The organism is Polaromonas potterensis (assembly GCF_033446725.1).
In the GTDB taxonomy this organism is placed as follows: Bacteria; Pseudomonadota; Gammaproteobacteria; order Burkholderiales; family Burkholderiaceae_C; genus Polaromonas.
This window is the reverse complement of record NZ_JAWQLX010000009.1, coordinates 43,338-64,484: the sequence shown is the minus strand read 5'-3', so window position 1 is coordinate 64,484 and position 21,147 is coordinate 43,338. Positions and strand designations below refer to the sequence as shown.

The window sequence follows — 21,147 nt, the reverse complement described above, 5'->3', positions numbered from 1 at the left end:
TACAGGCCAGCGCCCTTTTTGGGAAAATACCGCCAGTCCTCCCGGTTTGTATTGAACCCCGGTCGAAATAAGCACTCCATACCAAGGCGGGTCTTTTGATGAAGGCCCGCCTTTTTTATTGCAGCCAACTTAGCCTATTCAAACGCACGCATGACAGTTTCCACCCACGGTCTACGGCTCAAGTCCGGCTCGCACGCCTTGCGTTCCAGTGTGGAGCTGCTGTCGTCGATGCGCTTCTCCATCTCGCTGCTGACCGTTATTTGTATCGCCTCGGTGATAGGCACGGTGCTCAAGCAGCAGGAGCCGCTCGGCAACTACGTCAACCAGTTCGGCCCGTTCTGGGCCCAGGTGTTTGGCGCGGTCAACCTCTACACCGTCTACAGCGCCTGGTGGTTCATGCTGATCCTGGCCTTTCTGGTCATCAGCACCAGCCTGTGTATCAGCCGCAACACGCCCAAGATCCTGGCCGACCTGAACCAGCTCAAGGAAAACATCCGCGAGCAAAGCCTCAAGGCTTTTGGCCACCGTGCCGAGGCCAGTTTGGGCGAAACGCCTGAAACGGCGGCGCGACGTATTGGGCAAACCCTGGTACAGGGCGGCTGGAAGGTCAAGCTGCAGCAACGCGACACGCCAGGCGGCAGCGGCTGGATGGTCGCCGCCAAGGCGGGCGCCGCCAACAAGCTGGGTTATATCGCGGCCCATGGTGCCATTGTGCTGGTCTGTGTCGGCGGCCTGCTCGACGGCGACCTGGTGGTGCGAGCGCAAATGTGGCTGAACGACAAGGCCATCTACACCGGCGGCGGCCTGATTGCCGATGTGCCGGCGCGCCATCGTCTGGGTGAAGGCAATCCCACGTTCCGGGCCAATTTGCTGGTGGCCGAAGGCACACAGTCCAGCACCGCCATCCTGAACCAGCCCGGCGGCGTGTTGCTGCAAGACCTGCCTTTTGCAGTGGAACTGAAAAAATTCATCGTTGAGTATTACTCCACCGGCATGCCCAAGCTGTTTGCCAGCGATATCGTGATTCATGACAAGGAAACCGGCGAAAAAACGTCGGCCCGCGTCGAAGTCAATCATCCGGCCAACTACAAGGGCATAGAAATTTTCCAGTCCAGCTTTGACGATGGCGGCTCCAGCGTCACGCTCAAGGCGGTTCCTATCGCCACCGGCACCCAGGTTTCCAGCAAGCCGTTTGAAATCCAGGGCACGATTGGCGGCTCCAGCAGCCTGACCAATGGCAGCGAAAAAATGACGCTGGAGTACAGCGCGTTGCGTGTCATCAACGTCGAGAATTTCGGCGGCGCCGGCAACCTGGATGGCGGCTCGGGCGCCGATGTGCGCAAGGTCGATTTGCGCCAGTCCATAGGCGCACGTCTGGGCGCTGCCAACAAGACCAAAGAGCAAAAAGAGCTGCGCAATGTCGGCCCTAGCGTGACCTACAAATTGCGCGATGCCGCGGGCCAGGCGCGCGAGTTTCACAACTACATGTTGCCGGTCAAGATGGACACGGCAGAGTCCAGCCCGGCGGTGTTTTTGCTGGGTGTGCGCGACACCCTGAACGGTTCTTTCCAGTACCTGCGTATCCCGGCCGACGAGTTGGGCAGCATGGACAGCTTTTTGCGGCTGCGCCGCGCGCTGGCCGATCCGATCCAGCGCGAGCGGGCGGTCCAGCGTTATGTGCGCCAGGCGATTGCCGCAGACCGGCCCGAGTTGGCCCAGCAACTGACGGCATCCGCATCGCGGGCGCTGGCCTTGTTCGCAGGGCCAGACCAACCGGCCGATACCGCCCAGCCCAAACCGCTGGCCGGACTGCAGGCGATTTCCGCCTTCATGGAAGCCAACGTGCCGGAAGACGAACGCAACCGCGCCGGCGAGGTGCTGGTGCGTATTCTCAACGGCGTGTTGTTCGAATTGGCACAACTCACACGTGAGCAAAACGGCCTCAAGCCCATGCCGCTGGACGATAAAACCCAGGCCTATATGGCGCAGGCCGTGTTGTCGCTCAGCGATGCCCACCATTACCCTGCGCCCATGGCTTTTGAACTCAAGGACTTCACGCAGGTGCAGGCCAGCGTGTTCCAGGTCACACGTACACCCGGTAAAAACATTGTTTACCTGGGTTGTGCCTTGCTGATCCTGGGTGTTTTTGCCATGTTGTATGTGCGTGAGCGCCGGCTCTGGGTCTGGCTGGCACCGGCGGATGCCGCTGGCGCGGAAAAAAGTCCAGAATCAGGCGCAGGCAGTCTGGCGACCATGGCCATGTCGAGCAACCGCCAGACCCTGGACGGCGGCAAGGAATTCGAAATGTTGAAAACAAAACTTTTACAGGTGCCACGATGAACACCACCACCACCCTGAGCTCGCGCGGCACAAACGCGACGACCATCAGCCTGCAGGAAGGCTATTTTGCAAAACGCAATCTGCTGGACTGGCTTTTCGCCATCGTGGCGCTGGTGGGCGGGCTGTATGCTTTTGCCCGCTACAACGCCTACATGGACGTCTACGAAAAAGGCATTCTGCTGGCCACCATTCCCGCCGTGATTGCGATGGGCTGGTTCTGGCGGCCGCTGCGTTTGTTGATGCTGCTGGTGGCGGGTTTTTCGCTGCTGGGCATCCTGTCTTACCAGGGCGATCTGGCGCGGGCCGAACAGGTGTTCTGGCTCAAGTATTTCCTCTCCAGCCAGTCCGCCATCCTCTGGATGAGTGTGTTGTTTTTCATGAGCACGGTGTTTTACTGGCTGGGTATGTTTGCCAGGGGGCAAGGCGATACGCTGGAATCGCTAGGCAGCAAAATTGCCTGGGTGGCCGTGGGCATGGCGCTGGTGGGCACCATGGTGCGCTGGTATGAAAGTTACCTGCTGGGTGCGGATATTGGCCACATCCCGGTGAGCAATCTGTACGAAGTGTTTGTGCTGTTTTGCTGGATGACGGCCGCGTTTTACCTGTATTTTGAAGCGCAGTACAACACCCGAACCATGGGAGCGTTTGTGATGCTGGTGGTCAGTGCCGCCGTGGGTTTTCTGCTGTGGTACACGGTGGTGCGCGAGGCGCATGAAATCCAGCCCCTGGTTCCTGCGCTGAAAAGCTGGTGGATGAAGCTGCATGTGCCGGCCAACTTCATTGGTTACGGCATGTTCTCGCTGGCGGCCATGGTGGCGCTGGCCTACCTGGTCAAGCAGCAGGCCAGCGAAACCCGCTGGTACAAACTCACGCCGTTGTGGCTGCTGGGCGTGGTCTTGTGTTTTGTGCCGATTGTGTTTCGCAAGTCGCCGGCCGACGTGGGCGGCAGCAATTACTGGGTGGGTTACCTGCTGGTCTCGGGCCTGATCGCCGCCGGTATTTTGCTGGGGCGCCAGCGGATTGCCGCGCGGCTGCCGGCAGCCGAGGTGCTGGATGATGTGATGTACAAGGCGATTGCCGTGGGTTTTGCCTTTTTCACCATCGCCACCGTGTTGGGCGCCTTGTGGGCGGCCGAGGCCTGGGGCGGCTACTGGAGCTGGGACCCCAAGGAAACCTGGGCGCTGATTGTCTGGCTCAACTACGCGGCCTGGCTGCATATGCGGCTGGTCAAGGGCTTGCGCGGCACCGTGGCGTCCTGGTGGGCGCTGGTCGGGCTGGCCGTGACCACTTTTGCCTTCCTGGGGGTGAACATGTTCCTCTCCGGCCTGCACAGTTACGGAACCTTGTAAGCGCAGCTTGAATCCTTGTTAGAAGTCGCTGCGTATACAGACTAAGGTCAACCCCGCCCTGAATCGACAAACTGCAAGGAAACAAGATGCTGATCAAAACCAGCCACCGTGGCTTTATTCATCCCGCTTCCAGCGAGATCACGTCGCAAGCCATCTACCAGCAACGGCGTGACCTGATCCGGCTGATGGCCACGGGCACCGCCGGTGCGGCCCTGGCGGGTTGGGCCGGGCGTGAGGCGCTGGCACAAACCGTGGTCAAACCCGGCAAGCTGGCCGCCTTGCCCGGCGCCCGGTCGGCCGTCGCTGGCGCCGTGACCATGGAAAAAGTCACCGATTACAAAGACGCGACGACGTACAACAATTTCTACGAGTTCGGTACCGACAAGTCGGATCCGGCAAAAAACGCCCACACCCTGGTCACCAAACCCTGGACGGTGGCCATCGAAGGCCTGGTCAAACAGCCCAAAACCTGGACCATCGAGGACCTGATCAAGCTCAGCCCGCAGGAAGAACGTATTTACCGCCTGCGCTGCGTGGAAGGCTGGTCCATGGTGATTCCCTGGGTCGGTTATTCCCTGGCCGACTTGATCAAAAAGGTCGAACCCCTGGGCAACGCCAAATACGTCGAGTTCATCACCCAGGCCGACCCGAAAACCATGCCTTTTGTCGGCTCGCGTGTGCTCGACTGGCCTTATGTCGAAGCCTTGCGCATGGACGAAGCCATGAACCCCTTGACCTTGCTGGCTTTCGGCATGTATGGCGAGGTCTTGCCGAATCAGAGCGGCGCGCCGGTGCGCCTGGTGGTGCCCTGGAAATACGGTTTCAAAAGCGGCAAGAGTATTGTCAAAATCCGCTTCACCGACAAAGAGCCCAAGACCGCTTGGAACAAGGCGGCTGCCAACGAATACGGGTTTTATTCCAACGTGAATCCGAACGTGGATCACCCGCGCTGGAGCCAGGCGACGGAACGCCGCATTGGGGAAGACGGCCTGTTTGCCAAAAAGCGCAGAACCTTGCTGTTCAACGGCTACGAGGCCCAGGTCGGCCAGCTTTACGCGGGCATGGACCTCAAGAAGAACTTTTGATGAAAGCCGCGAAAGCCGGTAAAGCGGCGCGAGCCTTGCTTTTGCATCCGACGGCCAAGCCGCTGGTGTTTGTGGTGGCCCTGCTGCCTTTTGCGTGGCTGGTTTACGGCGCTTTCACCAACAGTCTGGGCGCCAACCCGGCCGAATATTTGATACGGACGGCCGGCGACTGGACCTTGCGCTTCTTGTGTATCGTGCTGGCTGTGACGCCGCTGCGGGTGATCACCGGTACGCCGGCGCTGGCGCGGTTCAGGCGCATGTTGGGCCTCTTCGTCTACTTTTATGTCGTGGTCCATCTGCTGAGTTACAGCTGGTTTGACATGGGTTTTGACGTGGCCGACATTGCCAAGGACATTGCCAAGCGGCCTTTTATTCTGGTGGGTTTTTCGGCTTTTTTATTGCTGACCCCGCTGGCGGCCACCTCCTTCAACGCAGCCATCAAGCGTCTGGGTGCCAAACGCTGGCAGTTGCTGCACAAGCTGGTGTATGTGATTGCCGGCCTGGGGCTGCTGCATTTTTTCTGGATGCGCGCCGGCAAAAACAACTTTGCCGAGGTGTTTGTTTATGCCTCTATCATTGCGTTGCTGCTGGGCTGGCGTGTGGTGCAATATTTAAGAAAAAAGAGGCTGAAGCCCATGCTGCACGGGCGCAATCAGCTATCAAAATAATAGCGATTGAGGCGGCCTGGCGGCCGGGTGTGGGTCAGCCTGGGATCAGTTGCTCATGGCGCATCTGGTCGGCGGTGTTTTCCCGGCGACGGATCAGATGCACCTGGGCGCCATCGACCAGCAACTCGGCGGCCCGGCCACGCGTGTTGTAGTTGCTGGCCATGCTCATGCAATAAGCCCCGGCGGAAAGCACTGCCAGGTAATCACCGGCTTGCACCGCCAGCGCCCGGTCGCGGCCTATCCAGTCGCCGCTTTCGCAGACCGGGCCCACCACGTCGTAGGTCGTCGCGGGCACGTCCTGGCGCGGCGTGATCGGCACGATGGCATGAAAGGCCTGGTACATGGCCGGGCGCGGCAAGTCGTTCATCGCCGCATCAATCACGCAGAAGTTTTTCTGCTCGCCAGGCTTGAGGTACAACACCTCGGTCAGGCAGACGCCAGCATTGCCGACCAGGGAACGGCCGGGTTCTATCATGAGTTTTTTCCCGCCGTAGCCGCGCGCGTCAATCTTGGCCAGCAGTTCGCGCCACAAGGAATCGGCCGCGGGGGGCGCGTCCTGGTTGTAGTTGATGCCCAGGCCGCCGCCAAAATCAATGTGCTCGATGGCAATGCCCGCCGCCTCTATGCTGGCCACCAGGTCCAGCACCCGATCCATGGCGTCCAGGTAGGGTGTGGTTTCGGTGATTTGCGAGCCGATATGGCAGTCAATACCGGCGACTTTCAAGCCCCGCAGGGCGGCCGCATGCTGGTAAATCCGCAGCGCGTCTTCATGCGCCACGCCGAACTTGTTGCCTTTGAGGCCGGTCGAAATATAGGGATGGGTTTTCGGGTCGACGTTGGGGTTGACGCGAATACTGACTGGCGCGACAAGTTTCATGGACAGCGCCACCTCGGACAACACGTCCAGTTCGGCTTCGCTTTCGACATTGAAGCAGCCGATGCCGGCGGCCAGCGCCTGCCGCATTTCGGCGCGGGTTTTGCCCACGCCCGAAAAAATGACTTTGCGCACATCGCCGCCCGCCGCCAGCACACGTTCGAGTTCACCGCCGGACACGATGTCGAAACCACAGCCCGCCTGGGCAAACACCTGCAACACGCCCAGCGAGGAGTTGGCCTTCATGGCATAACAAATCTGCGCGTTGCGACCGGCAAAACCTTGCTGGTAGGCCGCCAGCGCGGCCAGCATGGCCGCTTTGGAGTACACAAACAGCGGCGTGCCGTGTTCGCGGGCCAAAACATCGAGGCGAGCCGCCTCCAGATGCAGTTGGCCGTCCCGGTAGGCAAGTTGCGGCGCACCAGGAAGATCGGTTGCGGGCAGGTCAGGGGTCTGTGTCAGGCTCATCGCGGTGTGAAGGTAGGAGGGGTGGCCTCAGGAGGCTCGGGGAGGTCGGACGTCGTCACGGGCGTGGCTGGCTGGCTGGCCGGAGTTGCTGGCGTGACACCCGCAGTCGGAATCACCTTCGGTGGTGGCGGCAAAAAGAGAGGGCCTTTTTGGCCGCAAGCACTCAGGCTGGCCGCGCCAGCCACGGCCAGTATCAAGGTGCAAAGGCCATGACCCCAGGAGAGGACACGCCGGCAACCTAAAATTTGAGCTCGAATGTGAAATCTTGCAAACATGATGGGATTGTAATGACGGACCTTGACTATCTGGACCATGCCGAAGCTGCGCTCAAGGCGATTGAAATAGCGTGTGACCGCATCAACGATGAGACGGAGGCCGACATCGACAACCAGCGGACAGGCGGCATGATCACGCTCACGTTTGCCAACCGCAGCCAGATTGTGATCAATCTGCAAAAACCGCTGCAGGAAATCTGGATGGCCGCCCGCGCCGGCGGCTTCCACTACAAATTTATAAACGGCCAATGGACGGACACCAAGGACGCCAGCGAGCTGTTTGCCCGGCTGTCACGGCACGCCAGCGAACAGGCCGGTCAGGCGCTGGTGTTCAACGCCGCGCCGTAGTGCACAAAGTGGGGGGCACGAACGCAGTGAGCGAACGTGGTTGAGCATGCCATTTTCCGCAAGGCCGCCCCAAGGAAAATTAGCCCCCTCGGGGGGCAGCGCAGCACACGCAGTGGCAAGCGTGGGGGGCAATATTTCTAGTTCTTGAACAGATCCAGAATCCGTTTTCTTTCGTCACCGGGCGGTGGCGATTGGATCGCTGCGCCCGGCGGCACTGGCTGGCCCGTGACCGGGTTGTCGGTGCCGGCGCCTGGGGCGGGCTTGTCGCCCAGACCGACACTGCTGATGCCTGAACCTTTGGCGTATTCGTCATAAAACCACTCGCCACCCATGTTGATCACGCCTTCAGGCGGTGAATACTCGGTGACGGGCACACCTTTGAGTGCGTAATCCATGTAGTTGATCCAGATGGGCAAGCTCAGGCCGCCGCCGGTTTCCCGGTCGCCGAGCTTTTTCGGCGTGTCATAACCCATCCAGACCGCCGCCGTCAGCGTCGGCTGGTAACCGACAAACCAGGTATCTATCGAGTCATTGGTGGTGCCGGTTTTGCCAAACAGATCGGGCCGTTTCAGGGTGGCTTGCGCTCTGGCGGCGGTGCCGCTGCGGGCGACCTCCTGCAGCAGGTTGGACATGACGAAGGCGTTGCGCGTGCTGATGCCGCGCACCGACTCATCCAGCACGGGGACCGGGCTTTCAACCAGCACCTTTCCTTTTTGGTCGGTGATTTTGGTGATCAGGTAGGGGTTGACTCGGAAGCCCCCATTGGCAAACACCGAATAACCGATGGCCATTTGCAGCGGCGTGACAGAGCCGGCGCCCAGCGCCATGGTCAGGTAGGCCGGGTGTTTGTCGGCGTCAAAGCCAAAATGAGTCACCCACTCCTGCGCATATTTGGGGCCAACTGCCTGCAATATTCGGATGGAGATCATGTTTTTGGACCGAGCCAGGCCGCGCCGCAAGCTCATGGGCCCTTCAAACGTACCGTCGTAATTTTTGGGCTCCCAGGGCTGGCCACCGGTGACGCCGGCGTCAAAAAACAGCGGTGCGTCGTTGACGACGGTGGCGGGCGTGAAGCCTTTTTCCAGCGCGGCTGAATAGATAAAGGGCTTGAAGCTGGAGCCCGGCTGGCGCCAGGCCTGGGTCACGTGGTTGAACTTGTTTTTTGCGTAGTCAAAACCGCCGACCAGGGCCTTGATCGCACCGGTGCGCGGGTCCAGAGCGACAAAAGCGCCCTCGACTTCGGGCAGTTGCGTGATTTCCCAGGTGTTTTTGGGCGTTTTGGCGACGCGTATCAAGGCGCCGCGGCGAATCTTGATGTTGGGCGCGGCCTTGTCGGACAAGCCGGACTGGGCTGGTTTGAGGCCATCACCGGTGATCTCTATGGTCTCGCTGTTCTGGCGAACCGCCACGATTTTCTTCGGTCCGGCTTCCAGGACGATCGCCGACATCACATCGTCGTTGTCCGGGCTGTCGGCCAGGGCATCGTCAATCGCGTCTTCGATGTCCTGGGGGTCTTTGGACAGCTCGATGAACTTCTCGGGGCCGCGGTAAATCTGCCGCCGTTCATAATCCATGATGCCTTTGCGCAAGGCCTTGTAGGCCACGGTCTGGTCGGCGGCGCGCAGGGTGGTGAAAACATTCAGGCCGCGGGTGTAGGTTTCATCGCCGTACTGGTTGAAAACCAGCTGACGCACGGTTTCCGCGACAAATTCGGCATGCACCCGGCCAGCATCGGGACCGGATTTGATTTTGAGCTGCTCGTTTTTGGCCGCCTCCGCCTGCTCTGGCGTGATAAAGCCGTTTTCCAGCATGCGGTCAATGATGTAAAGCTGACGCGTTTTAGCCCGCTTCGGGTTGCTCACCGGGTTGTAGGCGGACGGGGCCTTGGGCAGGCCCGCCAACATGGCGGCTTCGGCGATGCTGACGTCTTTCAGTGGTTTGCCGAAATAGGTTTCCGAGGCGGCGGCAAAACCGTAGGCGCGTTGTCCCAGGAAGATCTGGTTCATGTAGATCTCCAGAATCTGGTCCTTGCTGAGCATGTGCTCCAGCTTGAAGGTCAGCAAAATCTCGTAAATCTTGCGGGTGTAGCTTTTTTCTGTGGACAGGTAGACATTGCGGGCCACCTGCATGGTGATGGTGGATGCGCCCTGGCTCTTGGCGCGTCCTACATTGGCCAGGCCAGCACGGATCACACCGATATAGTCCACACCGCCGTGTGAGAAGAAACGTGCGTCCTCAATGGCCAGCACCGCATCTTTCATCACTTTGGGAATGTCGCCAATCGGGGTCAGGTTGCGGCGCTCCTCGCCAAACTCGCCAATCAGCACGGCATCGGACGAATAAACGCGCAGCGGCAGCTTGGGCCGGTAGTCCAGTAAATCGGACACATCCGGCAGGTTGGGGTAGGCCACGGCCAGCGCAACAGCCACCACCATCAGCAGCGACACAAAGCCAGCCAGCGCCAGCCCTAAGCCCCAGGCGGAAATTTTCAGCAAAACCCGCATCCACTGAGGGCGGTTGGCGGGAGGTGAGCGGGATTCAGAAGGCGAGGAATTTGAAGGCATGGGGTTCAGCGTAAGTGCGCGTCAACATTATAAAAAATTGCCTGCGCGGGAAAACTTGAGGGCTTGTCCGCGATCTCGCATTTTGCGTTTACTGGCAGATCGTGGTTCCCGCATCAATTCGGCCAAAGCTGCGAAAAGCGTCTACTTTTGACAACGGTGATAGTAAGCCAAAACCGGAAAATCCTTTGTTGTACAAGGACCTTACTGATAGCATTCAAGTGATTTCTTAAGTTTGCAGGGCTACACATTAGCCATCATTTGGGGACTGTCTTGATCTCTTTGGGATCCTTATTTAGCCGTCAATCGTCAGCCTTGCTGGGTTTGGACATCAGTTCCTCAAGTGTCAAGCTGGTGGAGTTGAGCCGCGACAAGGCCGGCAACCTGGTGCTGGATCGATGCGCGATTGAACCCCTGGAGCGAGGCTGGATCACCGACGGCAATGTGGAAAAGTTCGACGAAGTGGCCGAGGCGGTACGCCGCCTCGTCAAAAAAAGCGGAACCCGTACCCGCAATGTGGCCATGGCTCTGCCAGCATCGGCCGTGATCACCAAAAAAATCATCCTGCCGGGTGGATTGACCGAGCAGGAACTCGAAATCCAGGTCGAAGCCGAAGCCAACCAGTACATTCCTTTTTCGCTGGATGAAGTCAGCCTGGATTTTTGCGTGATCGGTCCCAGCGCCAGTTCGGCGGGCGATGTGGAAGTGTTGATCGCCGCCTCCCGCAAGGAAAAAGTCAATGACAGGCAAGGTCTGGCCGAGGCGGCGGGGCTCAAGCCCGTGGTGGTGGATGTGGAGTCCTATGCGTCGCGCCTGGCCACGGCCCGCCTGATAGAAAACCTGCCCAACAAGGGGCTGGACACCATGGTGGCCTTGTTCGAAGTGGGTGCCCTGACGACCAGCATGCAGGTCATCAGGAACGACGAGGTGTTGTACGAGCGTGACCAGGCTTTTGGCGGTGCCCAACTGACCCAATTGATCGTGCGTCAATATGGTTTTTCCCCGGAAGAGGCCGAAAGCAAAAAACGCAGCGGCGACCTGCCGGATGACTATGAGTCCAGCGTGCTCAGGCCTTTTGTCGACAGCATGGCGCAGGAAATTGGCCGTGCGCTGCAGTTCTTTTTTACCAGCACGCCGCATAACAAAGTCGACTATGTGATGCTGGCGGGGGGCTCGTCGGCTTTGCCCGGCCTGACCGAGGCCGTGACTCAGCAAACTTCCTTTTCTTGCATGGTGGCCAATCCTTTTGAGGGGATGACCCTGGGCAGCAATATCCGGGAGAAAAAGATGAAGCGTGAAGCAGCGTCTTACCTGACCTCGTGCGGCTTGGCCTTGCGGAGGTTTTTCCAGTGATTCTGGTCAATTTACTTCCCCACCGCGAAGCGGCGCGCAAGCGCAGGCGCGAGGCATTTTTTGTTGCTTTGGGTATTGCGGCTTTGGCCGGTGGCCTGATTTGCGGCGCTGTGTATTCGTGGTACCAGGCGCAGATCTCGGGGCAACAGGATCAAAACACCTATCTGAAGACAGAAATCACCCGCCTTGACAATCAGATCAAGGAAATCGCCGGTTTGCAGCAGGAAATTGCTGCACTGCGTGCCCGGCAAAATGCCGTGGAAGACTTGCAGGGCAACCGCAATCTGCCGGTTTACCTGCTGGATGAACTGGTCAAACAATTGCCTGATGGCGTCTACCTGACCAGCATGAAGCAAGACAACCAGGTGGTTCTGCTGGCCGGGGTGGCCCAATCCAACGAACGGGTTTCCGAGTTGCTGCGCAATCTCAGTAACAACAGTCCGTGGCTGACCCGGCCTGAACTGATTGAAATCACAGGCAGGAGCCTGTCGCTCGGAGCGCGTGACCAGCGCCGCGTGGCCAATTTTTCGATGCGGGTGGCGCTCAAACGCGCGACAGATGTACAGAAAGCCGCGGCATCTCCGGGTACGCCAGGATTCACTGGCCCCGCAACGGTCAAACCCGCGCAAGCCAGCCCTGTCGCGGCCAAGAGCTGACCAAACGACTGGGAACAAGCACTGAATATGGCAAGTACTTCTAAAGTTAGCATCGATTTTGCGGCGCTCCAGGATGGACTGAAGGCCCAATTTGTGGGCCTCAATCCGAACGATCCTTCCTCCTGGCCCGCCTTTCCCCGCTACCTTCTCTGTGTGTTTGTGACCGTGGTCGTGGTGGTCGCCTTGTGGTTTTTGTGGCTCAGTGCTTCCGACGAGGAACTCCAGGCCGAACAGGCCAAAGAAGTGCAGTTGCGGGAAGACTTCAAGAAGAAGCTGGCACAAGCCGTGAATCTGGAGGCTTTGAAGAAGCAGCGAGAGCAGGTCCAGCAATACGTGACCCAGCTGGAAAAGCAGTTGCCGAGCAAAGCCGAGATGGACGCGCTCTTGTCGGACATCAACCAGGCGGGATTGGGCCGCAGCCTGCAGTTCGAGCTGTTCAGGCCTGGGCAGGTCAGCGTCATGGACTATTACGCCGAGTTGCCGATCGCCATCAAGGTGACGGGCCGTTACCATGACATTGGTGCTTTTGCCGCGGATATTGCCAACCTTTCGCGCATCGTGACCCTGAACAATATCGCGATTGCCCCAGTCAAGGACGGCATGATGAGCATGGACAGCACGGCCAAGACTTTCCGCTATCTGGATCCCGACGAGGTCGCTCTGCAGCGTAAAACGGCGGCGGCCGCGAAAGGCCCGAAAAAATGAAACAGACGCGTATTAAAAAAGCGGTTTTACTGGCATTCGCGTTGGGCGCATGTGTGGGGCTGACGGCTTGCAGTTCCTCAGAACAGGAAGAGCTGCAGCAATGGATGACCGAGCAGCGCAGCCAGACCCGGCCAAAAATCGAGCCCTTGCCAGAGCCGACAAAATTCTCGCCGCAGGCATATACCCAGGAGGCGGCGATTGAGCCTTTCAGCAATCAGAAATTGATGCAGGCGCTTAAACGTGACTCCAACCAGGCGACCGCCAATGCCGCGCTCATTGCGCCCGAACTGAACCGGCGCAAGGAACCTCTGGAAGCCATGCCTCTGGACAGCGTGGCCATGGTGGGCAGTCTTGTGAAGCTGGGTCAACCGGTGGCCTTGGTGCGGGTGGATAACTTGTTGTACCAGGTGCGGATAGGCAACTATTTAGGTCAGAACTACGGCCGTATCACGAAAATTTCTGAAACCGAGCTTGCCCTGCGTGAAATTGTGCAGGACGCCGCAGGGGAGTGGATGGAGCGGACGGCCAATTTACAGCTTCAAGAGGGATCCAAATGAATAAGAAGGCTTGGGCGATGCAGACGGATATGTTGTGGGGCACATGGTCACGGGTATCTGCTCGCGTTGTCATCGGTACGGCATTGTTGGCGGCTTCTTTGTCCACATCGCTTTGGGCGCAAGCCCAGAATGCCATTCAGTCCGTGACCGGCTCTGTGCAGGGTGGTACTGAAGTGATTCGTATCGACCTCGCGGAAGCCTTGACGGCAGTACCTACGGGCTTCGCGATTCAAACGCCGGCCCGCATTGCGCTGGATTTCCCCGGCGTCAGCAATTCAATGGGGCGTTCGGCCGTCGACCTGAATCTGGGCAATTTGCGTTCGGCCAACGTGGTGCAGGCGGGAGAGCGAACCCGTGTTGTTTTAAATCTCAAGGCGCCGACGGCCTACACCGCGCAAATTCAGGGCAAGTCTCTGCTGATCACGCTGAATCCAGTGACCGTCGCCGAACCATCAGCGCTTGCTGCCCCCATTTTTGCGGAAAACCGTAACCGCGATACCTTGCCGTTGAAGGATATCGATTTTCGACGGGGTGCCGACGCCTCCGGCCGGATTGTGGTGGATCTGGCGAACAACCAGGTGGGTGTGGACATCCGCCAGCAGGGCCAGACCCTGGTCGTCGAATTCCTGAAAACTGCCTTGCCCGAGGGTCTGCGCCGCCGTCTGGATGTGTCGGACTTTGGCACACCGGTTCAAAGCGTGACGACCTCCCAGGTTGGAGATAAGGTCCGCATGGTGGTAGAGCCCAAAGGCTTGTGGGAGCACAGCGCTTATCAAAGCGACAATCAGTTCGTGGTGGAAGTGCATCCGCAAAAAGTGGATGCCTCCAAGCTGTCTCAGGGGCCTGGGTACACCGGCGAAAAACTGTCGCTGAATTTCCAGAACATTGAAACCCGCTCCTTGCTGCAAGTCATTGCCGACTTTACCAACTTCAACATCGTGACCTCCGACAGTGTCACAGGTGCTGTGACCTTGCGGCTGAAAGATGTGCCTTGGGATCAGGCCCTGGACATCATTTTGCAGGCCAAGGGCCTGGGCATGCGGAAAACCGGCAATGTGTTGCTGATCGCGCCCAAGGATGAACTGGCGGCGAAAGACAAGCTTGATCTGGAGTCGCGCAACGCGATTCAAAATCTGGAGCAGGTGCGCACGCAGGATTTCAGGTTGAACTATGCAAAGGCGGCGGACATTGCAAGGGGATTGACAGGAACCGGAGCGGCTGGCGCCACCAAAATATTGTCCCCGCGAGGCAGCGTGATTTCAGAGGTGCGGACCAATCAGCTGTTCGTGACCGATATTCCTTCCAAGCTTGAGCAGGTCCAAAGCCTGATTGCCAAGTTGGATATTCCCGTACGCCAGGTCTTGATTGAGGCGCGTATTGTGGAGGCCTCGGATACCTTTGGTAAATCAATCGGTGTCCGGCTTGGCGGACGACCATTCACTCTGAATGGAAGCCAGAATACACAGTTCGGTGCAACTTACATCACGCCTAATATTCCGCCAGGTACAGCCCCGTCGTTGGGCAGTAATTTTGGAACCACAGCCGGCGATTTTGTCAACTTGCCTGGGGTCGGTCAAAATGGATTTCCTGCGGCAACCTTTGCTGTCTCCCTGTTCAACTCTTCATTAACAAGGCTCTTGAACCTCGAGATTTCAGCGATGGAAGCCGATGGCAAAGGCAAAATTGTGTCCAGCCCCAGGATTGTGACCGCCGACCAGGTCAAGGCGCTGATTGAGCAAGGCACGGAGTTGCCTTATCAGCAGGCGACCTCCAGCGGGGCAACGTCCATTGCCTTCCGCAAAGCCAACCTGAAACTTGAAGTGACACCGCAAATCACCCCTGAAGGCAACATCATCCTGCAAGTGGATGTGAACAAAGACAGCGTGGGCCGATCGACGACCAATGGTTTTGCGATTGATACCAAACATATCCAGACCCAAGTCCTGGTCGAAAACGGCGGCACCGTGGTGATTGGCGGTATTTTTGAGCAGACCGAGCGTGAGGATGAAACCAAGGTGCCTTTGCTAGGCGACCTGCCAGGGGTGGGAAATTTGTTCAAAACGAGAACACGTACCGCCAACAAGTCCGAGCTGCTGGTCTTTATTTCGCCCAAAATGATATCGGGCACTGCCCTGCGCTGAGCTTGGTCGCCGGGCCTGAGTCAGGGTTGGATTGAAAGGCCTGCTGGGTAGCAGGCCTTTCAATTTTCTGATTCAGTACTCGCTCAGTTGCTTTCCTCAACTCTCTGCTTTTTGACGATGACTCTTGAGATGAGTGTCCCTTGACCCCCCTTTCCCATATCTCTCTTGTCGGCCTGCCGGGCTCCGGAAAATCCACGGTGGGTCGCCAGTTGGCCAAACGTCTGGGCCTGCCCTTTCTGGACAGCGATCACGTCATTGAGGCGCGTCTCGGCTTGACGATTCGCGAGTTTTTCGAGCGGGACGGCGAAGCGCCATTTCGCGACCTGGAGCAGACAGTCATTGATGAGTTGACGCTGGCTGGCGAAGCCTGTGTTCTGGCAACAGGCGGTGGTGTGGTGTTGCGGCCGGCTAACCGTGAACATTTGATGCAGCGCACCCAGGTCGCGTATTTGCATTCATCCCCGGAAGAGATATTTCGCCGTCTGCGCCATGACCAGAATCGGCCGCTGCTGCAGGTGCCGGATCCGCTGGGGCGTTTACGCGAGCTGTATACCTTGCGCGATCCCCTCTACCGCGAAAGCGCCCGTTTTGTGGTGGAAACCGGGCGGCCTTCGGTGGCGGCACTGGTCAACACCATTGTGGCGGAGTTGGAAGCGGCAGGGTTTCTGCCGGCTCCGCCTGCTTGAGCGCGATCTTTCTGGCGCGCGTCCGGCGCTGAAACAAGCCTCACACCTAACCTCTACACTTGAGTCATGCAAGCAAATTTTCCTCCGGCGACGCAGCAGGTACACATAGCCCTGGGCGAGCGCAGTTACCCCATCCTCATTGGCGCCGGCCTGTTGGGCGAGCCCACGACCTACCAGAACCTGCCTGCCGCCAGCACGGCGCTGATAGTGTCGAACGACACCGTCGCACCGCTTTACGCCCCAGCCTTGCAGAAGGCGCTGCAGACGCATTACAAAAGGGTGTTGCTGGTGACCCTGCCCGATGGCGAGGTGCACAAGGATTGGGCCACCTTGCAACTGATTTTTGATGCCTTGCTGGGCAACGGGTGTGATCGCAAAACCGTGTTGTTTGCGCTGGGCGGCGGCGTGGTGGGCGACATGACGGGTTTTGCCGCGGCCTGCTACATGCGCGGTGTGCCTTTTGTGCAGGTGCCCACCACCCTGCTCGCGCAGGTGGACTCCTCGGTCGGGGGCAAAACGGCCATCAACCACCCCTTGGGTAAAAACATGGTGGGCGCGTTTTACCAGCCTGAGCGCGTGATTTGCGACCTGGACGTGCTGCAGACCTTGCCGCCGCGCGAGTTGAGCGCCGGTCTGGCCGAGATCATCAAATACGGGCCGATTGCCGACATGGTGTTTCTGGACTGGATCGAGACAAACATCGACGCGCTGCTGGCGCGTGAGCCGGCGGCTCTGGCCTACGCCATCCAGCGCAGTTGCGAAATCAAGGCCGCTGTGGTGGGTCAGGACGAGCGCGAAGCCGGCCTGCGCGCCATTTTGAATTTTGGCCACACCTTTGGCCACGCGATCGAGTCCGGCCTGGGTTACGGTCAGTGGTTACATGGTGAAGGTGTGGGCTGCGGCATGGTGATGGCGGCCCGTCTGTCGCAACGTCTGGGTCTGGTCGATGCCGCTTTTGTGGATCGCCTGCGTACCTTGATTCAGCGGGCTGGACTGCCGGTTGTGGGCCCCCGTTTGTCGCCTGACGACAGCGCCGGGCGTTACCTGGAACTCATGCGTGTCGACAAAAAAGCCGAAGCCGGCGAAATCCGCTTTGTGGTGATTGATGCGCCCGGCAGTGCCGCAGTACGCAGTGCGCCGGATGCGCTGGTGCGCGAAGTGATTGACGCCAGCTGTATCTGACATCTCTAAAACGCTATAAAAATAGTAGCTGCTTGCGCTCATTTCTAAAGGGCTAGAGCCCGATTTGATGCATAAACCATGACAAACTTGGCCTCTTACGCCTGCGACCCGGCGCATTCTCTTGGTCGCCGCCACCTGGAGCCCGCCGCGCCCACACGTTCGGACTTTCAACGCGACCGCGACCGGATTGTGCATTCCACCGCGTTTCGCCGGCTGGTGTACAAGACCCAGGTTTTTTTAAACCACGAGGGCGATCTGTTTCGCACCCGCCTGACGCATTCGCTCGAAGTGGCTCAGCTCGGTCGTTCGATTGCCCGCACCTTGCGCCTGAACGAAGACCTGGTCGAAGCCATCGCCCTGGCCCACGACCTGGGACACACACCTTTTGGTCACGCCGGGCAGGATGCGCTGAATGCCTGCCTGAAAAGCCACAACCCGGACAGCGCCGGCTTTGAGCACAACCTGCAAAGTCTGCGTGTGGTGGACACGCTGGAAGAGCGTTACCCGGATTACGACGGCTTGAACCTGTCGTTTGAAACCCGCGAAGGCATTCTCAAACATTGCTCGCGCCGCAATGCCCGACGTATCGAAGCGCGCGAACCCGGCGGTGTGGCGCAGCGTTTTCTCGCGTCTGCCGATGGGCATGCGCAGGTGATGCAGCCCAGCCTGGAAGCCCAGCTCACCAACCTGGCTGACGAAATCGCCTACAACGCCCACGACATTGACGACGGTGTGCGTTCCGGCCTGCTCAGCCTGGAGCAACTCGGCGAGGTGGCGCTGTTCGATCAATACAGCCGCGAAACACTGGCGCAGCACCCCGGGCTGCAGGGGCGGCGCCTGCTGTTTGAAACCATACGCCGCATGCTGAGCGCGCAGGTTTACGACGTGATGGACGCCACCCGCGCGGCCCTGCGTGCTGCAGCGGTGGGCGATATACAAGCCGTGCGCCAAAACCCGCCGCTGGTTTGTTTCAGCCAGGACATGGCCTTGAAGTCCTCATCCCTCAAGCGCTTTCTGCTACAAAATTTATACCGCCATCCGCAGGTGGTGGAGACCACGCAAACCGCGCAGCAGGTAGTGCGTGAACTGTTTGCCGCCTACATGGCCGATCCGGCGCAAATGCCGCAAGCTCACACCGACCGTTTTGACCGCTTGGACAGCAGCTTGCCGGCCAGCGCCAAGTACCCCGCAAAACCCGAACGTGTGGTGGCCGACTACATCGCCGGCATGACGGATCGTTTTGCCGCCAAGGAACACGAACGCCTGCACGGCCGCGTGGTCTTTCCGGTTTGAAAGCCATACACCCCGCCAGCTGCGTGATTGCCGCCGGGGTGGTGGCTGCGCTGCATGTGGCCAAGTTGCCGCCGGCGCTGCCGGTGTTGCAGCAAGCCATCGGGGTGTCGCTGCTGCAGGCCGGGTTTTTGTTGTCGCTGGTTCAACTCGCCGGCATGACGCTGGGGCTGCCGGCTGGTTTGCTGATTCAGCGCTGGGGCCCGCGGCGCAGCCTGCTGGCCGGTTTATCGCTTCTGAGCCTGGCCAGTGTGTGGGGCGGCACAGCCCAGACGGCGACTGTTTTGCTGCTGACCCGCGCGCTCGAAGGCCTGGGTTTCTTGTGCGTGGTCTTGCCCGCGCCCGGCTTGCTGCGTGTATTGGTGCCGCCTGAGCGCCTGAGCCGCATGTTGGGTGCCTGGGGGGCCTACATGCCGCTGGGCGCCGCGCTGGCCTTGCTGGTCGGCCCGTCGGTGATGGCGCTGGCCGATGCCGATTGGGGCTGGCGCATCTGGTGGTGGGGCTTGTCGGCCTTGTCGGTGTTGCTGGTGGCGTTGGTGTTCTGGCGGGTACCGGCTGACGCGCGGTCGCACGCTTCATTGCCCAACCAGACGTCTGTTGCCCCGCACTGGCGCGTGCTGCTGCTGCGTACCTTGCGTTCACGCGGAGCCTGGCTGGTGGCTTTGAGTTTTGCGATGTATTCGGGCCAATGGCTGGCCGTGGTGGGTTTTTTGCCCTCGATTTATGCGCAGGCCGGCCTGGCGCCTGGCACCACGGCCTGGCTGACCGCGCTGGCGGCCGGCGTCAACATCATTGGCAACCTGGCGGCCGGTCGTTTATTGCATCGGGGGATTGCTCCGGTCACACTGCTGATCGCCGGTTTTGTTGCCATGGGGCTGGGCGCTGTGCTGGCTTTTGGGGTGACGGGTATGCCCTGGCTGCAATACATCGCCGTGCTGGCTTTTTCCATGCTGGGCGGGTTGATTCCCGGCACCTTGTTCAGCCTGGCGGTCCAACTGGCACCAGGCGCGTCGGCCGTGCCCACCACGGTGGGCTGGATGCAGCAGTGGTCGGCGCTGGGCCAGTTCTGCGGACCACCGCTGGTGGCCTGGGTTGCCGGCCAGGCCGGCCACTGGCAACTGACCTGGACTGTCACCGGTACCTGTTCGCTCGTTGGGCTCTTTTTGGCCTGGCAAATTCAGGTCTTGTTAAAGCCGGCACACCTCTGACAGCTTCGGGTGCGCGGGTGGCCCACGCATAGCCTTATGACGTGTTGGCATTCACCCGCTTGCCTTCTGATGCCTGAAAGGGCTAACCTGCGGGTGCTTGTTCAGTTTGTTACGAATTGGCGATGCGGGCCGGTCAGCCGCCCGGGCATCCATCTTGCGTGACCCTCCGGCATTTCAACAAAGGTGTGGCATGAGACTTAATCGACGTGTACTCATTGTGGGCGGGATGTCAGCGGGCGCCGCCGTCCTCAGCCCGGCGGTCTGGTCGCAGGCGAGCAAGGGCAGCCGCAAGCTGGTAGTGGGGCAGTCGGTTCCCCTGACCGGTGCGGCAGACCAGATCGGCCTGGCCTACCTCAATGGAGCCAAGCTTTATTTCGATGCCATCAACGCCAAAAACGGAGCGGCCGGTTACAAGATCGAGGTCAAGGCGCTGGATGACGGCTACAACCCGCAGAAAGCCGCAGCCAACGCCAGGCAGTTGATTGACGAGGGGGTGGATGCGCTGTTTGGTTTTGTCGGCACGGCCAGCTGCGATGCGGCTTTTGCCGTCGCCAAACCTGCCAACACCTTGTTTTTTGCACCGTTTGCGGCATCGGATGCGCTGCGCGATGCGGCTCTGGCCAACACCTTTCATATTCGCCCGGCCTTGGCCGACGAGGCTTACAAAATGGTGCGCCATTGCGCCACGCTGAACCAGGACCGTATCGCCGTGTTTGGCGAAGACGACGCCATGGGGCGTGCCGGCCTGGCCGCGGTCAACCAGGCCCTTGTCGACCTGAAACGCCCGGCGCTTGTTGCCAGCGCCTTTGCGCCCGTCAACAGCAGCAAGGTGGAGGCGGCGGTGGCGCAGCTGGCCAAGGCACAAGCCCAGGCCATCATCCAGGTCAGCCTGTTCAACACCTCGGCCGCGTTTATTCGCGCCATGCGCAAGACCGGGTTCGCCGGCCAGTTCCTGAACTTTTCGGTGGTCGGGATAGATCCGCTGTTCACCGCCCTTGGCAAGGAGATAGGCGGCGTGGTCATCTCGCAGGTGGTGCCCTCACCACGCAGTGCCGGGACACCCATCATCAAGGAATACCTGGATGCGGTGAATCAGACCGACCAGAACCCCAGCTACGAAAGTGTGGAAGGTTATATCGCGGCACGGGCTTTTGCTGAAGGTGTGCGGCGCAGTGCCGCAGGCGGTGGCAAGGCCGACCGGGCCGGCCTGCAAAAAGCCTTCGAGGCCATGACCGACTACGACGTGGGCGGTTTTCGCATCAACCTGCGCGCCAAAAAATACGAATCGGTACGTCTGGTGGACCTGGTGACCATCACGCCCGACGGCAAAGTGGTTCGTTAGCCACCCAGTAATTGGGGTCAGGTTGGATTTATGATGGGGCAGAACCACCACGCAGTTTG

General features: G+C 59.6%; 18 protein-coding genes. 15 read left to right on the top strand and 3 right to left on the bottom strand.

From position 1 onward, the window contains the following. Window positions 1–150 precede the first annotated feature (150 nt). The 4 genes from R6254_RS16300 to msrQ all read left to right on the top strand — a co-directional run bounded on the left by R6254_RS16300 (window position 151) and on the right by msrQ (window position 5,442). A complete protein-coding gene (locus R6254_RS16300) occupies window positions 151–2,340 on the top strand; it encodes a cytochrome c biogenesis protein ResB (protein WP_318408343.1) in 2,190 nt (729 codons plus the stop codon). After that, window positions 2,337–3,689, top strand: coding sequence for a c-type cytochrome biogenesis protein CcsB (ccsB, locus tag R6254_RS16295; RefSeq protein ID WP_318408342.1), 1,353 nt, complete (start codon window positions 2,337–2,339; stop codon window positions 3,687–3,689). The genes R6254_RS16300 and ccsB overlap by 4 nt, the downstream gene beginning before the upstream one ends. An 86-nt stretch (window positions 3,690–3,775) precedes the next feature. After that, window positions 3,776–4,774: a protein-methionine-sulfoxide reductase catalytic subunit MsrP gene (gene msrP / locus R6254_RS16290; RefSeq protein WP_318408341.1), complete on the top strand. Its 999-nt coding sequence runs from the start codon at window positions 3,776–3,778 to the stop codon at window positions 4,772–4,774. Further along, entirely contained in the window at window positions 4,774–5,442 is a 669-nt protein-coding gene (gene msrQ / locus R6254_RS16285) for a protein-methionine-sulfoxide reductase heme-binding subunit MsrQ (protein WP_318408339.1), read from the top strand. The genes msrP and msrQ overlap by 1 nt, the downstream gene beginning before the upstream one ends. 34 nt (window positions 5,443–5,476) lie before the next feature. On the opposite strand, the gene lysA is transcribed toward msrQ, so the two are convergent. Then, complete coding sequence (gene lysA, locus R6254_RS16280; protein WP_318408338.1) at window positions 5,477–6,784, bottom strand: diaminopimelate decarboxylase; 1,308 nt, start codon at window positions 6,782–6,784, stop codon at window positions 5,477–5,479. Further along, the gene (lptM, locus tag R6254_RS21970) at window positions 6,781–7,059 is read right to left on the bottom strand and encodes an LPS translocon maturation chaperone LptM (RefSeq protein ID WP_412103183.1); all 279 of its coding nucleotides are present in this window, start codon (window positions 7,057–7,059) and stop codon (window positions 6,781–6,783) included. The genes lysA and lptM overlap by 4 nt, the downstream gene beginning before the upstream one ends. Window positions 7,060–7,071: 12 nt before the next feature. On the opposite strand from lptM, the gene cyaY reads away from it, so the two are divergent. Next, entirely contained in the window at window positions 7,072–7,407 is a 336-nt protein-coding gene (cyaY, locus tag R6254_RS16275; RefSeq protein ID WP_318408336.1) for an iron donor protein CyaY, read from the top strand. Between the two features lie 137 nt (window positions 7,408–7,544). Here the strand turns inward: cyaY and R6254_RS16270 are convergent, their stop codons facing one another. After that, on the bottom strand, window positions 7,545–9,971 hold the full coding sequence (locus R6254_RS16270; protein ID WP_318408335.1) for a penicillin-binding protein 1A: 2,427 nt from the start codon (window positions 9,969–9,971) through the stop codon (window positions 7,545–7,547). A gap of 270 nt (window positions 9,972–10,241) precedes the next feature. Here R6254_RS16270 and R6254_RS16265 point away from each other — a divergent pair, with 270 nt between their 5' ends. The 10 genes from R6254_RS16265 (at window position 10,242) to R6254_RS16220 (ending at window position 21,088) form a co-directional block, all read left to right on the top strand. Beyond that, window positions 10,242–11,321, top strand: coding sequence for a pilus assembly protein PilM (locus R6254_RS16265; protein ID WP_318408333.1), 1,080 nt, complete (start codon window positions 10,242–10,244; stop codon window positions 11,319–11,321). Next, window positions 11,318–11,977, top strand: coding sequence for a PilN domain-containing protein (locus R6254_RS16260; RefSeq protein WP_318408331.1), 660 nt, complete (start codon window positions 11,318–11,320; stop codon window positions 11,975–11,977). Before R6254_RS16265 ends, R6254_RS16260 begins: the two co-directional genes overlap by 4 nt. Window positions 11,978–12,004: 27 nt before the next feature. Further along, window positions 12,005–12,682, top strand: coding sequence for a type IV pilus inner membrane component PilO (locus R6254_RS16255; protein ID WP_318408330.1), 678 nt, complete (start codon window positions 12,005–12,007; stop codon window positions 12,680–12,682). Beyond that, window positions 12,679–13,239, top strand: a complete 561-nt coding sequence (locus tag R6254_RS16250; RefSeq protein ID WP_318408329.1) for a pilus assembly protein PilP — start codon at window positions 12,679–12,681, stop codon at window positions 13,237–13,239. The genes R6254_RS16255 and R6254_RS16250 overlap by 4 nt, the downstream gene beginning before the upstream one ends. Then, on the top strand, window positions 13,236–15,380 hold the full coding sequence (locus R6254_RS16245; RefSeq protein ID WP_318408328.1) for a type IV pilus secretin PilQ: 2,145 nt from the start codon (window positions 13,236–13,238) through the stop codon (window positions 15,378–15,380). The genes R6254_RS16250 and R6254_RS16245 overlap by 4 nt, the downstream gene beginning before the upstream one ends. A gap of 140 nt (window positions 15,381–15,520) precedes the next feature. Next, a complete protein-coding gene (locus R6254_RS16240) occupies window positions 15,521–16,066 on the top strand; it encodes a shikimate kinase (RefSeq protein ID WP_318408326.1) in 546 nt (181 codons plus the stop codon). 66 nt (window positions 16,067–16,132) lie between these two features. Next, window positions 16,133–17,248, top strand: a complete 1,116-nt coding sequence (aroB, locus tag R6254_RS16235) for a 3-dehydroquinate synthase (protein WP_318408324.1) — start codon at window positions 16,133–16,135, stop codon at window positions 17,246–17,248. Window positions 17,249–17,326: 78 nt separating this feature from the next. Then, complete coding sequence (locus R6254_RS16230; protein ID WP_318408322.1) at window positions 17,327–18,541, top strand: deoxyguanosinetriphosphate triphosphohydrolase; 1,215 nt, start codon at window positions 17,327–17,329, stop codon at window positions 18,539–18,541. After that, window positions 18,538–19,746 carry an MFS transporter gene (locus R6254_RS16225; protein ID WP_318408320.1) on the top strand — a complete coding sequence of 403 codons (1,209 nt, stop codon included), beginning with the start codon at window positions 18,538–18,540 and terminating at the stop codon, window positions 19,744–19,746. The genes R6254_RS16230 and R6254_RS16225 overlap by 4 nt, the downstream gene beginning before the upstream one ends. A gap of 190 nt (window positions 19,747–19,936) precedes the next feature. Further along, window positions 19,937–21,088, top strand: coding sequence for an ABC transporter substrate-binding protein (locus R6254_RS16220; protein WP_318408318.1), 1,152 nt, complete (start codon window positions 19,937–19,939; stop codon window positions 21,086–21,088). Window positions 21,089–21,147 lie beyond the last annotated feature (59 nt).